Annotated in this window: 15 protein-coding genes; all 15 read left to right on the forward strand. The window is 29.5% G+C overall.

Features of this window, described 5'->3' with window-relative positions; translation table 11 throughout:
• Nucleotides 1–5: 5 nt before the first annotated feature.
• Complete coding sequence (gene mreD, locus BLS77_RS09120; RefSeq protein WP_089968507.1) at nt 6–497, forward strand: rod shape-determining protein MreD; 492 nt, start codon at nt 6–8, stop codon at nt 495–497.
• Nucleotides 494–3,427 (forward strand): penicillin-binding transpeptidase domain-containing protein, encoded by a 2,934-nt coding sequence (locus BLS77_RS09125; protein WP_089968510.1) that lies wholly within the window; start codon nt 494–496, stop codon nt 3,425–3,427. Before mreD ends, BLS77_RS09125 begins: the two co-directional genes overlap by 4 nt.
• A 214-nt stretch (nt 3,428–3,641) precedes the next feature.
• Complete coding sequence (gene minC / locus BLS77_RS09130) at nt 3,642–4,298, forward strand: septum site-determining protein MinC (RefSeq protein ID WP_089968512.1); 657 nt, start codon at nt 3,642–3,644, stop codon at nt 4,296–4,298.
• A gap of 18 nt (nt 4,299–4,316) precedes the next feature.
• Complete coding sequence (gene minD / locus BLS77_RS09135) at nt 4,317–5,114, forward strand: septum site-determining protein MinD (protein WP_089968514.1); 798 nt, start codon at nt 4,317–4,319, stop codon at nt 5,112–5,114.
• Nucleotides 5,115–5,128: 14 nt separating this feature from the next.
• Complete coding sequence (gene minE, locus BLS77_RS09140) at nt 5,129–5,395, forward strand: cell division topological specificity factor MinE (RefSeq protein WP_089968520.1); 267 nt, start codon at nt 5,129–5,131, stop codon at nt 5,393–5,395.
• Nucleotides 5,396–5,524: 129 nt separating this feature from the next.
• Nucleotides 5,525–6,652: a rod shape-determining protein RodA gene (gene rodA, locus BLS77_RS09145; RefSeq protein ID WP_089968523.1), complete on the forward strand. Its 1,128-nt coding sequence runs from the start codon at nt 5,525–5,527 to the stop codon at nt 6,650–6,652.
• Between the two features lie 223 nt (nt 6,653–6,875).
• Nucleotides 6,876–7,568 (forward strand): hypothetical protein, encoded by a 693-nt coding sequence (locus BLS77_RS09150; RefSeq protein ID WP_089968526.1) that lies wholly within the window; start codon nt 6,876–6,878, stop codon nt 7,566–7,568.
• Between the two features lie 97 nt (nt 7,569–7,665).
• Complete coding sequence (locus BLS77_RS09155; RefSeq protein WP_089968529.1) at nt 7,666–8,526, forward strand: site-2 protease family protein; 861 nt, start codon at nt 7,666–7,668, stop codon at nt 8,524–8,526.
• A gap of 189 nt (nt 8,527–8,715) precedes the next feature.
• Complete coding sequence (locus BLS77_RS09160) at nt 8,716–10,569, forward strand: TIGR03960 family B12-binding radical SAM protein (RefSeq protein ID WP_089968532.1); 1,854 nt, start codon at nt 8,716–8,718, stop codon at nt 10,567–10,569.
• A complete protein-coding gene (locus tag BLS77_RS09165) occupies nt 10,553–11,257 on the forward strand; it encodes a TIGR03936 family radical SAM-associated protein (protein ID WP_089968536.1) in 705 nt (234 codons plus the stop codon). Before BLS77_RS09160 ends, BLS77_RS09165 begins: the two co-directional genes overlap by 17 nt.
• 11 nt (nt 11,258–11,268) lie before the next feature.
• Nucleotides 11,269–12,717: an Rne/Rng family ribonuclease gene (locus BLS77_RS09170; protein WP_089968539.1), complete on the forward strand. Its 1,449-nt coding sequence runs from the start codon at nt 11,269–11,271 to the stop codon at nt 12,715–12,717.
• A 128-nt stretch (nt 12,718–12,845) separates the two neighbouring features.
• Complete coding sequence (rplU, locus tag BLS77_RS09175; protein WP_089968542.1) at nt 12,846–13,157, forward strand: 50S ribosomal protein L21; 312 nt, start codon at nt 12,846–12,848, stop codon at nt 13,155–13,157.
• Nucleotides 13,158–13,162: 5 nt separating this feature from the next.
• On the forward strand, nt 13,163–13,549 hold the full coding sequence (locus BLS77_RS09180; protein ID WP_089968546.1) for a ribosomal-processing cysteine protease Prp: 387 nt from the start codon (nt 13,163–13,165) through the stop codon (nt 13,547–13,549).
• Entirely contained in the window at nt 13,543–13,854 is a 312-nt protein-coding gene (rpmA, locus tag BLS77_RS09185; protein WP_089968549.1) for a 50S ribosomal protein L27, read from the forward strand. Before BLS77_RS09180 ends, rpmA begins: the two co-directional genes overlap by 7 nt.
• Before the next feature lie 177 nt (nt 13,855–14,031).
• Entirely contained in the window at nt 14,032–15,318 is a 1,287-nt protein-coding gene (gene obgE / locus BLS77_RS09190) for a GTPase ObgE (protein WP_089968552.1), read from the forward strand.
• Nucleotide 15,319 lies beyond the last annotated feature (1 nt).

Genomic DNA, 15,319 nt, shown 5'->3' on the forward strand with positions numbered 1-15,319 from the left:
AATATATGAAAAATTGGGTGGTTATTTTAGTTTCAATAATACTATTAATATTAGATAATTCTCTTATGCCATTCTTAGCTATAAGAGGGGCTTTTCCAAGCTTATTATTTATATTTGCTATTAGCTACTCCTTAGTTAAAGGTGGTACAGAAGCTGTAATAGTAGGTGCTTTTAGTGGAATTCTCCAAGATATATTCTTTTATAACGGTATGGGGATAAATTCGCTTTCAAATCTATTATTATGTGTACTAGCCGCCTTTGTAGGAGAAAATATATTCAAAAATAAAAGGCTTATACCTGTATTAACTATGTTTATAGTATCAATAATTAAAGTTGGTGTAGTCTATATATTTATAAAGGTTAATGGTAATGATATTAATATTAGAATGGCGTTACTATCGTCCGTATATAATGCAATTGTATTGTTCTTTGGGTATAATTTTGTTTTAAAACTTTGTGATAAAGAATATAAAAAAAGTTCATGGAGGTTTAGATGATAGTTCAAAAGCCAAGAAAGAAAAAAAAGTTATCAAGATATACTGTTTTAAATATAATAATGTTAACTATATTTGGGATAATAGTTATAAAATTATTGTATCTTCAAGTTTATAAGTATGATGATTATAAAGAAAGAGCTGATGTTAGTTCAACAAGATTTGTTGCTGAAAAGGCACCACGGGGAAAAATATATGACAGTAAAGGAAATATATTAGCAACTAATACTCAAACATATACACTAACATATACAAAAACTGACGAGTCACAAGAAAGATTTTATGAGACTATGGATAAAGTTTTTAAAATATTATCAGAAAATAGTGAAAAATTTCAGGATGATTTATTGTTGAAAATTGATGGTAATGGGAAATTTTATTACGACTTTAAAACAACTAGTGCAGATAGTAGAAAAGCCGTAGAAAAATTATTTAAGAGAGATAGAGGCTTACATGAAGGAGTTCAAAAGAAATTATTTAAAGATGAAAAAGGTGATTTAACTGATACGCAAATAGATAAAATTAATGAAGAATTACTTAAAATGACACCTGAAGATACTTTTTATGAGCTAGTTAAAACATATGATATGTACGAGTTGATTTTAAATCCTAATCTAAACCAAGAAGGAAAAGAAAAAGAAAAAGAAGCTGAAATAAAAAAATATACAAATATGACTGGTAAGGAAATAACAGATTTATTACTAGAAAAATATTCTATTAATGATTTAAGAAATTATATGGTTATTAAGGATACTATAAAAATGCAAAGTTTTAAAGGTTATAGAGCGGTAACTATTGCAAATAATATCAAAAGAGATACAGCATTTATAGTTGAACAAAAACTTAATGATCTTCCTGGTATAGCTGTTAGTTTAACACCTATAAGATTGTATCCTTATAAAAATTTAGGCTCAGCAGTTTTAGGATATATGTCTTCTATTGGTAGTTGGGAAGAAAGCACTTATGAATTACAAGGATACGATGCATCTTCAGATTTAATTGGTACTGCAGGGATAGAATCTGCATTTGAAGAACAGTTAAAAGGAACTAAAGGTGGATCTACCATAAAGGTAAACTCTAAAGGTAAAGAAACTGAAAAATTATTTGAACTTGAATCATATCAAGGAAACAATGTTCATTTAACTATTGATAAAGATGTACAATATGCAGCTCAACAATCTCTTGCAGATCAGATAAATGCATTAACTACTACTGGGGTTAATGGAGAACAACCATGGAAAAGTGCCACTAGAGGTGCAGTAGTTGCAATAGAAGTTAAGACAGGAAGAATATTAGCTTTAGCTAGTTATCCTGACTATGATCCCAACTTATTTGCAATACCAGGGCAATTAACTCCAGAACAAAGTGAAAAGTATTTTAATCCTGATTTAGAGAAGTTTGGTAAAGAATTTATATCTAAGACAGGTGCTACAGGTGGTTTGGATAAGTTGTTTTATAAAGATGAAGAGTCTGGAATTAGAGACGATTCAAATGATGTTTATCCAAGAAGTTTCTATAATTATGCAACTCTTGGATTGATTCCACCAGGTTCAGCCTTTAAACCAGTAACGGCAGTTGCGGGGCTTCAAGAAGGAGTTTTTGCTATCGGAGAAACTATATTTGATGGGGGGATATTTGATATACATCCAGAGATAGGATATAAACCTAAAAATTATGGAGGAATAGGTAATGGTCCTACTGATATAAAAAAAGCATTAGAAAAATCATCAAATTTCTATTTCTTTGAAACTGAATATAGACTATACAATAAATATAATGGTGGAATTGAAGCTCAAAATAAACTAGCTGAATATGCATGGAAATTTGGACTTGGAAGTGATCCAAACGGAAAGCAAAAACTAGGAACTGGAATAGAAATTCCAGAACGTATAGGTACAATGTATTCTTTTGAAGAATACAAATCAGCTAAAATATCAACGTCAATGTATGCATTTGTAAATGCATTTAAAAAGGGCGAATATACTGGGCGTACATTTATACCCTTTGATATTGAAAAATTAGATGATGATTCAGATGAATTAAAGGCAGCGAAACAAGCTCTTAAAGACAAAATTTTAGCAAGATTAGAATTAGTAGGTGTAGATGTTGAAAAAGCTACTGATGATGAGTTTAACAAAAGTGTTGAACCGGAGATACTTAAAATTATGAAGTTATCAACTAAGTACAAAGAGACTATTGATAGCTATGAAAAGGAAAAGGGAATAAAGGTTGATTTAGAAAATGAAGTAGCTAAATTAGCAAATGCAGTAACCTTATTTACAATAGATCAAAAGACTGAAATGACAAATATAGCAGAACCTATAAATGCAGCTATTGGTCAGGGGATAAGTAATTTCACACCTCTTGAACTAGCTAACTATATGGCTACTTTAGCTAATAATGGTGTAAGAAATAGAGTTCGGTTAGTTGATAAAATAACTACACAAGATGGTGAAGTTGTTAAAGAATTTGAAACAGAACAAGTTGATAAAGTAGATATTGATCCACAAAATTATGCAGCAATTAAAGAAGGTATGCGGAGAGTTACTAATTCAGGTGGATACGCTCAAACTGTATTCGATGGATTTCCTATAAAAACAGCATCTAAAACAGGAACTGCAGATTTTCGTAGTGATGATGAAAAATATAAAGAAATTGGCAGACAGCCTTATGCAACATTTGGTGGCTTTGCTCCACTAGATGATCCTAAAATAGCTGTTTTCTCAGTTATTTATGATGCTAGTAGAGGTAGTTTTGCATCAATGCCAGCAAGAGCAGTATATGAAGCTTACTTCAAAGATGAATTAATAAAAATGGATCCTAATTATCCAAGTAAATCTTCAATGTTTAAAAAATATGTAACTGATTCACCTTATAAGGACAATAAAGATACGCTGGAACAGGTGAAAACAGAGGAAATAAAAAAACCATAGTAGAAAATATTTAAATAAGGACTTTGCATGCAAAGTCCTTATTTTTATATAAAAATATAATGAAGTTAAATTCTTATATAATACGAAAGTTATCGGTTTATGGTTAATTTAAATATGTTATTTATTGTTGTTTAATGCTATAATTATTAAGTACATAATTATAAGTATGTAAATTAAATTTATAATGGTTTTAAAAATTGGTGGAGGGTGACCAATGAATGATGATAGATTACAAATAAGAGGAACTAAAGAAGGTATAAATGCGATAATAGATATGGAAAAGTTTGATACCTTTGAGGAGATGCTAGATTTATTAATTGAAAAATTAACAGCTGGTAAAAGCTTCTATAGGGGATCTACCCTTAAAATAACAGCAAATCTTAAAAGAGTAAGTGAAGTAGATATTGAGAAATTAAAAGCAGTTTTATTTGAAAAAATACTAATTAGAGATTGTATCCTTGAAGAAACCCAAATAGATAAAAAAGAAGAAATAGAAAAAGAAAATAAAATATTTAATGGCGTTTATGAAGGAAAAACTAAATTTTTAAAAAAGACAGTAAGAGGTGGACAATTAATAAATTATTCTGGTAATATTGTAATAATAGGTGATGTTAATAGTGGAGCAGAGGTCCATGCAGGTGGAAACATTATTGTAATGGGAAGAATTAAAGGACTAGTGCATGCAGGTGTAGGTGGAAATAAAAAAGCTATAATTTCGGCATTAAGTCTTCAACCAGAAGTACTACAAATTGCTAATATAATAACAATATCACCTGATGATAGTCAAAAGCCTAGCTATCCAGAAGTTGCAAAGATTAAGGATGATACAATAATTGTAGAACCTTATTTACCAAATAAATATATATATTAAAATCGGAGGTATAATGATATGGGAGTTTCTATAGTTATTACATCGGGTAAAGGTGGAGTTGGAAAAACAACAACAACTGCTAATATTGGAACAGCACTCGCTGCACTTGGAAATAAAGTAGTAGTAGTAGATGGTGATACAGGTCTTAGAAATTTAGATGTTTTACTAGGTCTAGAAAATAGAATAGTCTATACTATTGTGGATGTAATCGAAAATAGATGTAGACTTAAACAGGCTTTAATTAAAGACAAAAGATATCCAAGTCTTTGCTTATTACCAACAGCACAAACAAAGGATAAAGATGATATAAGCGCTCAAGATATGCTAAAGGTTATTAAAAATCTTAAAGAAGAATTTGATTATGTAATAATAGATTCTCCAGCAGGAATAGAACAAGGTTTTGAAAATGCAGTTATTGGTGCTGATAAGGCTATCATTGTAGTTAATCCAGAAATAACTTCTGTTAGAGATGCAGATAGAGTTATAGGAAAGCTTGATGCTAAGGGGCTTGATGATCATGCAGTAATAATTAATAGATTAAACTATGAAATGACTCAAAGAGGAGATATGTTAGACATATCTGATATTATCGAAACATTATCAGTTGAGTTATTAGGGGTAGTTCCCGATGATAGAAATATAACGGTTTCAACAAACAAGGGAGAACCTATAGTCTTAGATGAAAATTCTAATTCGGGACAAGCATTTAGAAATATTGCTAAGAGATTAACCGGGATAGATGTTCCGTTAATGGATTTGAAAGAGCCAAGCGAAGGATTCTTTACATCGTTAAAGAAATTGTTTAAACGTAAGTAGGGGGGTATAAAAGGGTGGAATTTTTTAAGAAATTTTCAAATAAACCAACACCAAAAGAAGTTGCGAAAGATAGGCTAAAGTTAATACTAATACATGATAGGGGAGATTTACCTCAAGAAACCCTTGAAAAAATAAGAGTAGAGATATTAGCAGTAATATCTAAGTATATAGAGATAGATGTTGATGATGTGGAAATAGCAGTAAGTAAATCAGAGTCAGTTGATGGAAATAGTCCTTCTCTAGTTGCAAATATTCCAATTAGGAATGTTAAGGGAAGATAAAAGTGCTTTTGCACTTTTTTTTTATTCTTAAATTTTTATTAAATTTAGCTTATTTACTTAATTTATTATAGTGAAATATTTGATTTTAGGATATAATAATTAGAGAGTAACAAAGGAGCGAGATGGATTATGTTATCGAAATTTAAAATTAATTTTAAAATGTTAAGACAGCTAGATAAAACAGTGACAATTTCAATGGTATTATTAATACTTTTTGGTATTTTAAACATATATGTAGCTAGTAGAAGCGAGTATGGAACTATGTTTTTAAAGAGACAACTTATATGGTTTGTAGTATCTATGGTTGCACTATATTTTATGATAGCTATAGATTATTCAGTATTTAAAGCATACACCCCTTTATTTTATTGGGGATCTGTTGCATTACTTATATTAACTATGTTTATAGGAACAGATATAAATGGGGCAAGAGGTTGGATAAGATTAGGACCGGCATCTTTTCAGCCATCGGAGCTTGCGAAAATGGCTACAATAATGATGCTAGGAAAACAATTAGAAGATATGGATGGAACTATAAATGAGCTTAAAAACTTTATGAAAATGGCATTTTATGCAGCAATACCAGCATTATTTATAGTTACACAGCCGGATATGGGAATGACAATGGTTTTATTTTTTATAGTATTAGGAATTTTCTTTGTAGGTGGATTAGATGTAAAGATACTAGGTGGTGGATTACTTTCACTACTATTAGTTGTTATATTGGTATGGAACTCAGGGTTAATTCAAGATTACCAAAAAAAGAGGCTTACATCATTTACAAATCCTGAGGCAGATAGTTCTGATACTGGATATCATCTAAGACAATCTTTAATAAGTATTGGATCAGGTGGATTTATAGGCGTTAGAAATCCTGTAGTTGGAAATAAAACAAGCGGATATGCAGCGCAATATGTACCAGAAGTACAAACTGATTTCATTTTTGCATCAATAGGAGAGCAATGGGGAACACTTGGATGTATGTTTTTACTACTTCTATATGGAATGTTAATTTCTAAAATGGTAGCTATAGGAAGAACTGCAAAAGACAAATTTGGATCAATAATATGTGTGGGACTAGTTGCCTATTTCTTATTTGCAATACTCCAAAACATAGGAATGACAATAGGGCTTATGGCAATTACAGGAATAACACTTCCTCTTATTAGTTATGGAGGAACATCATTGTTAACTACTGTTCTATCAGTTGGATTAGTAATTAATATTGGTATGAGACGAAAGAGAATATATTTCTAGTAATCTTGAAGAGTCTTAGGAAAAATCGAACAAATAAAGAGCTAAATAATCATATGATTATTTAGCTCTTTATTTGTTTTATAGAATCTAGAAGGTATAAGAAATCTTCGGAAAATAACAAACTAAACTACTAATCTATCTTAAAAAAAATGACTAATATGTTCTAAAAATAGATAATGTTAAATATAATTTAATAATTACCTAAATGCTTGGAGGGTTTTAAATGGGAAGTTATGAAGAGGAATATAGAAAATATTATTCAAATACAAAAGCTAAATTGAATATTAAATCAGATAATAAATTATCTATAAATGAATCAGATTTAGAAAAGGAAGGAATATTAGATTTAAACTCAGCTAAGGATATATACCCTAAAACAAACTATAATAATGGAGACAGCAATGTTTATAGCAAGGAAGAAAATAAAAGTAAGTACCTAGTGGAAGGTTGCCAAGAAAGAGAATCATGCAAAGGAACAGGAACTTATAGAGGAATAAATAATTATAATAATTCAAACAGTTATAAATGGGGAGATGGATATAACGGGAAAAATTATTATGGTTATAATGGAGTACATGATTTAAATGGGAAGGTAGAGGAAAAAAATCTGTTAGGGAAATGGGGAAATAGAATTATTTTTGAATTAGTACTAACAGTTGTATTATTTATTTGCGTAATAGGAATGAAAAGCTTGCCTTATAAAGAAGCAAAGACAGTGTATACAGCTTGCAAAGAAATAGTAAATAAAGATTTTGATTATAAAGAGTTTATAGAAGAGGTTAAAACAATTAATTTTATGGAAGAAATAGATAAGATTAAAGTGAGTTTAAAAATAGATGAGGCTATAAAAACAAAATCAGAAGATGTTATAGACAGTAAATTAGATGATGAGACAACCTCTGATGAAGTTAATTAAAGTATAAATTAGTGTGGTCTATTGCAAACTGATGTATTTGAAAGTAGATTGTAATTTTATAAGACATAAGCATTTATCAATTTTTAGGGAGATATAAATGAATAAAAAGACAAAAATATTTATAGCAGAAATAGTTTTGATTAGTATAATTTGTAGCTATAACAATATTTTTTTGTTAGCATTTTTATGGGTAATTTTGCATGAATTAAGTCATATGATAGTAGCTAGTTTAATAGGCTGTAAATTTAATAATATACAATTGCATATATTTGGTGCAAAAGCAGAACTGCTAGATTTAGAGGAATTTACAGATAAAAAGAAACTACTAATATATATAGCTGGTCCGGCATTTAATGGTATTATGGCTATAATACTTTTTATTATAGGATTAAATATAAAATCCTTTATAATAAATGAAAGTATAAATTTAAACATTGGGCTAGTATTTTTTAATTTATTGCCAGCATATCCCTTAGATGGTTCAAGGATTTATGAAATATTATTATCAAAAAGGATGTTGTATAAAAAAGCACAAAAAATAATGAGTATAGTTAGTTATTGTATGGCGGCATTTTGCTTTGCTACAGCCGTAGTAGGACTTATATTTCTACATAAATTTAATATCAGTAGTGTTATAGCTGGTATTATAATTATTTATATTACTAAATGCGAAAGCAGAGATACTATGTATATTATTATGGGAAACATAGTTAAGAAAAGAAAGTCATTAATTAAAAATAATTATATTGATAATAAAACTTTATCTGTATACTATAAGAATGGACTTGTTAATGTTTTAGGATTAGTAGATAGAAATAAATTTAATACCTTTTATGTATTAGATGAAGAAATGAAGCTTCTTTACATATTGAATGAAGATGAGTTAATAGAAGCATTGAAAATTCATGGAAATATAACATTGCAGGAATATATAAAAGAAAGACATGGGAGTTTGTAATTCATTTAAGAAGTTTTAAAAAAATAATGGAATACACTAGTTTAATTTGCACTATACGTCGCAGATTGGCTTGTTATTTTATTTAAATGCCTTACTTTTGAATAAGATATATGCTAAAATAGTTAGGGTATTAAAGAAGTATAGAAATATACTTCTTTTTTAATTGGAAGACATATAGGAGGAACTTAAATGAATAAAATTACAGATAATATTTTACATAAGGTTGAAAAGCCAGCTAGATATGTTGGTGGAGAAATGAATCAAACAATTAAGAATATAGATGAAGTTGACATAAGGTTTGCTTTTTGTTTTCCAGATGTTTATGAAGTTGGAATGTCACATTTAGGAACAAGAATACTTTATCACGTAATAAATCAAAGACAAGATACTTATTGTGAAAGAGTATTTACTCCATGGCCAGATATGGAACAACAATTAAGAATGAATAATATTTCATTATACGCACTAGAAAGTAAAGACCCTTTATCAAAGTTTGATATTTTAGGGTTTACACTTCAGTACGAATTGAGTTATACAAATATATTAAATATGCTAAACTTATCAGGAATAACTATAAGAGCTTCAGAAAGAGGCGAAGAAGAGCCTATAATTATGGCTGGTGGGCCATGTGCTTATAACCCTGAGCCTTTATATGATATAGTAGATTTCTTTGAACTTGGTGAAGGTGAAGAAATAATGAATGAAGTTTTAGATATTTATAAAAAATATCAAAACAAGGGTAAAAAGAAAGAATTCTTAAGAGCAATATCAAAGTTAGGTGGAGTTTATGTACCTTCCCTTTATGATGTTACTTATAATGAAGATGGCACTATAAAAGAATTTACACCAAAGTATGATGATGTGCCTAAAACTGTTAAAAAGAGAATAGTTACAGATTTAGATAGCGTACAATTTCCAAGTGAGATGATAGTACCGTACACAGAAATAATACATGATAGAATAGTTTTAGAAACAGCTAGAGGATGTACAAATGGATGTAGATTCTGTCAGGCTGGTATGATATATAGACCAGTTAGAGAAAAAACTAGGGAAACATTACTTAAGCAAGCAAGAGACCTTGTAAATGAAACTGGATATAAAGAAATATCACTTGCGTCATTAAGTATTTGTGATCACTCTGATATACAAAATATAGTTGCAGATTTAATTAACGAACATAGTAGCAAAAATATTGGAGTTGCACTACCTTCAATAAGGGTAGATGCTTTTTCTGTTGATTTAATAAAGGAAATTCAAAAGGTTAGAAAAACTGGATTAACTTTTGCACCAGAAGCTGGATCTCAAAGAATGAGAGATATAATAAATAAAGGATTAACAGAAGAAAAAATCTTGGAAGCTGCAGAAAGTGCTTTTAGATCAGGATGGAGTACCCTTAAGCTTTACTTTATGATTGGATTACCATATGAAGAATTATCAGATGCTACTGGTATTGGAGAGCTTGCTCAAAAAATAGCAGATATTTATTATTCAATTCCAAAGGCAGAAAGAAATAAAGGATTAAAAATTAATGTTAGTACTTCAATATTAATACCAAAGGCATTTACACCATTCCAATGGGCTGCAATGGCAAGACCAGAAGAGATCCAAGAGAGAATAAGTGCAGTTCGTGATGCTATAAAATCAATGGCTATAAACTATAAATACCATTCACAAAAGACTTCATTTATGGAATCTGTATTTGCAAGAGGAGATAGAAGAGTTTGTGATGTATTAATTAAAGCTTATGAAAATGGCGCTAAATTTGATGGGTGGTCAGAATACTTTAATTATCATATATGGGAAGAGGCAATGGAAGAATGTGGGTTAGATCCAGAATTTTATGTTTATAGAGAAAGAAGCTACGAAGAAGTACTTCCTTGGGACTTTATAGAAATAGGAGTAACTAAAAAATATCTTCAGCAAGAAAATGAAAAAGCTAAGAGAGTAGAACTTACAAAAAACTGTATAGAAGGCTGTACTGGTTGTGGAGTTAATGTAAGCTTTAAAGAAGGGGAGTGTTTTCAAGGTGCGTTACGTAATTAAGTATACTAAAGGTGCTGATATAAAATTTATATCTCATTTAGATTTAATGAGAATAATACAAAGAATTATAAGAAGAACAGATATACCAATAAAGTATTCAAAGGGATTTAATCCTCATATGGCTATATCTATAGCTCAACCACTATCTGTGGGAGTATATTCAGATGGTGAATATATGGATATTGTTTTAGATGGAGAATTAAACGAAAATGAAATAATTGAGAAATTAAATGAAAAAACAGTTAGAGGAATTAGATTTCTTGAAGCTAAGAAGGTTAGAGAAGTGTTAGAAGGCGAAAAGAAACTTCCTCAAGCAATGGCGCTTTTAGATGCAGTTAGATGCACAATAAAAATGCCTATTTCATCAGAAGAAGGTATTGCAAAGAAAGTAGAAGAAATATTAGCACAAGAATCTTGGGTAACAATGAAAAAGAGTAAGAAGGGTCCTAAAGAAGCTGATATAAGACCCTTTGTTAAGGATATTAAGTGTTATGTTGAAAGTGGTAATTTAGTAATAAATACATTAATTGCCACAGGAAGCCGTGAACATTTATCACCTGATCTTTTAGCAAGATATATAAAAAGTAACATTGAAAATGTAATAGAAGATGAATTTATAGATATAAAAAGAGAAGAAATGTATGTGTTAAGAGATGAAGAATACATTCCTCTTTATAAAAGTATATAGGAAGTGTTAGCATGAGAGATATATTTATTGAAAGAGGAAAAAACCTTTTAAGGGTAGCTATAAAGGAAAAAACAATTTTAACAGAATGCTTTGTAGAAGAATGTTCCAAGGAACCCCAAATAGGTGAAATATACAAGGGCAGAGTAAAAACTATACTTCCAGGTATTAATTCTATATTTGTAGATATAGGATTAAAAAAAGAAGGATATATGTATTTAAGTAATGAAATTAAAAGCCAAGGTATAAAAAAAGGACAGGAAATTTTAGTTGAAATAGTAAAAGAACCATTAGGTAGTAAAGGTGCTAAGTTAACTAATAAAGTGAGTATACCTGGAAGTTTTATGGTTTTATCATTAGGTGGAAAAGGCATTACATTCTCAAAAAGAATAAGTAATAGTGAAGCAAAAGAAAAAATAGAAGAATTTATAAAACCTATTGATGGTTTAGAAGTAACTATAAGAACTGATGCTGTATCAGCATCAAAAGAAGATATGTTATGTGAACTACAAACTCTTTTAGAAGAAGTACGTGGGCTTGAAAGAAAACTTAATTATAGTTTAAACATTGGTAAGATCTATGGCGATAATTTAATATTAAACAAAATATTAAGAGAAAATTTAGGTAATAACACTAATATTGTAGTAGATAATGAAGAAGATTTTAAAGATATAAAAGAGGCAGTTAATAAAAAAGAAAATATAAATATAAGTTTATTTAATGAAAGCAGAAGTCTTTTTGATTATTATGGAATAGAAAAAGAAATAATTAAACTTAGACATAATAAAGTTAACTTAAATTGCGGAGGAAGTATTGTAATAGATAAAACTGAAGCAATGAACGTTATAGATGTTAATACAGGTAAAAATACTAAAGGTAGATCTTTTGATAAAATAATTTTAGAAACAAATCTAGAAGCTGCTAAAGAGATAGGTAGACAAATAATGCTTAGAAACTTAAGTGGTATTATAGTAATTGATTTTATAGATATGAGAGATTTTTCTCATAAAGCAATTGTAATGAATGCTTTAAAAGAAGCTCTAAGTCCAGATAAAGGAAATATAAAAATATTTCCATTTACAGAACTTGATTTAGTTCAAATAGCTAGAAAAAGAAGAGGGAAATCTATTTATGATTATTTAGAAGAACCTTGTTTAAGGTGTAAGGGAAATGGAGAAGTTCTTAAAATTTCTTACATAGAAAATTTATTGAGAAATGAAATTATAAAATCAAATATAGATAACGCTATAGAAGACTTCTATATTGAATTAGATAAAAACTATGAAGAAATAGTAACTGGAGATTTATTTAATTTTCTAAGAAATATTGAGGGGTTAAATAAGGAAATATATCTAAATTTCGCTTGTGGAATTGAAGGGTATAAAATAGAACCTTTGATTTTTCAAAGTCAAAAAGAAAACCTTAAAAATTTCAAAATAAAAGGTTATGAAAAATGCGAATAAACTTCTTTACAAATACTATGTTAATATGATAAAATGGCAGATGTAAACCGCACATATGAGGTTTTTAAAGAAACAAAGTTTAGAACTTTGTACCTCGGTTGGCGAGACCGTTATGAGGAGGTGTTTTAATGTACGCAGTAGTAAAGACAGGTGGAAAGCAATTCAGAGTTTCTGTAGGTGACGTATTATTCGTTGAAAAATTAATTGCTGAGGTAGACTCAACAGTTGAATTAACTGAAATATTAGCTGTTTCAAATGGTGAAACTTTAACAGTTGGGAAGCCAATGGTTGAAGGTGCTAAAGTTTTAGCTAAGGTTGTTGCTCAAGGAAAAGCTAAGAAAGTAATTGTTTTTAAGTATAAGAGAAAGAAAGATTACAGAAGAAAAAATGGACATAGACAACCATATACTAAGATATTAATTGAAAAAATCGAAGCTTAATTATTATGATTAAAGTAACGATATTTCAAAAAGATAATATTTCTTATGGATTTAAGATAAAAGGTCATGCCTTATCTAGAGAACAGATGGAAAGTGAAACAGGTGATGTATATGACTTGATTTGCAATTCAGTATCTGTATTATCTCAAAGTGCTGTTATAGGCCTTACGGAAGTTTTAAAACTACCAATAAAGTATGATACTGAAGATGGATTCTTACATATGAATTTATTTAATCTTAAAGAAGAAGAAGTTAAGAGTGCGCAAATTTTACTTTTAACCTTTGAAAAAAGTTTGGAAAGTGTAATTATGTCTCTTAAATCTAGTTTTGGAAAAAACAAATGTAATGAATATATAAAATTATTTAAAAAGGAGGTGCAAGATATATGTTAATGATGAACCTTCAATTATTTGCCCACAAAAAAGGGGTAGGTAGCTCAAGGAATGGTAGAGATTCACATTCAAAGAGATTAGGATCTAAGGCTGCAGACGGAGAATTCGTTTTAGCTGGAAATATTCTATATAGACAAAGAGGAACTAAGATTCACCCTGGTACTAATGTAGGTAGAGGTGGAGATGATACTTTGTTTGCTACTGAAGATGGAATCGTAAGATTCGAAAGATTGGGTAGAGACAAGAAAAAGGTTAGCATTTACCCTGTAAGTGTTGAAGAAATAGTGGAAAAGATAGCTGAATAATTATATTTTTCATAAAGCACCCTACACTAGGGTGCTTTTTATGTTAAAAAGATAAAAAGTAATAATGCAAAATTTCTTTTTTTATTTATGTTATTATAAATATTGATAAGTAATGCAATAATATAAGATATAACATTAATTAAAATAAAAAATTTACAAAAAAGGATAGGTGATCATATGTTTATTGATAGATCCAAGATATTTATTAAATCAGGAGATGGTGGTAATGGTGCGGTTTCTTTTAGAAGAGAAAAATACGTGCCACTTGGTGGTCCAGATGGTGGAGATGGTGGAAGAGGTGGAAGTATAATATTCAGAGTTGATACTGGTATTACTACACTTTTAGATTTTAAATTCACTAAGAAATTTGTAGCTAAAGATGGAGAAAGAGGTTCAAAATCAAAATGCTACGGTAAAGATGCAGACGATTTATACATAACAGTTCCACTTGGAACTCTTATTAGAGATTTTGAAAGTAATAAAGTAATAGCAGATCTTTCAGATAAAGAAGACGTTTTTGTTTTCTTAAAGGGTGGTCAAGGTGGTAAGGGGAACTGTAAGTTCTGTACACCAACAAGGCAAGCACCACATTTTGCTGAACCTGGAATGCCAGGAGAAGAAATGTGGTTAACTTTAGAATTAAAATTACTTGCAGACGTTGGGCTTGTAGGTTTCCCTAATGTAGGTAAATCAACATTGTTATCAACAGTAACTGCAGCTAAACCAAAGATAGCTAACTATCACTTTACAACAATAAGACCAAATCTTGGAGTTGTTAAAGCTGGCGGTGTTAATGCTTTTGTTATGGCAGATATTCCAGGAATAATTGAAGGAGCATCAGACGGTGTTGGGTTAGGACTTGATTTCTTAAGACATATAGAAAGAACTAGACTATTAATTCATATTGTTGATATTTCAGGAATGGAAGGTAGAGAGCCTTTTGAAGATTTTAACACAATAAATGAAGAACTTAAAAAATACTCAGTTAAGCTTTGGGATAGACCACAAATAATTGTTGCTAACAAAACAGATTTACTTTATGATGATTCAGTTTATGAAGAATTCAAAAGAAAGATGAATGAACTTGGATACGATAAAGTATTCAAAATGTCAGCAGCTACTAAAACTGGTGTTGAGGAAGTTATTAAAGAAGCGGCAGCTATGCTTCAAGCTATACCAATAACAGGATTAGAAATAACAGATGAAGAAAGATTCATCCCACAAGAGAAGAAGTTTACTTATACAATTCAACTAGAAAAGGGTGAAGAATCAGATACTTACTTCATTATTGGAAGTTTCGTAGATAGATTATTAAACACTGTAAATATTCATGATGCCGATTCATTAAGATACTTCCATAAAGTATTAAAGAATAAGGGTGTATTAGATGAATTAAGAGAAATGGGAATTAAGGATGGCGATATGGTAAGCCTTAATGACTTTGAATTTGAGTATATATTATAGG

Origin of the sequence: Clostridium gasigenes, assembly GCF_900104115.1 — a bacterium.
Classification (GTDB): Bacteria; Bacillota; Clostridia; order Clostridiales; family Clostridiaceae; genus Clostridium; species Clostridium gasigenes.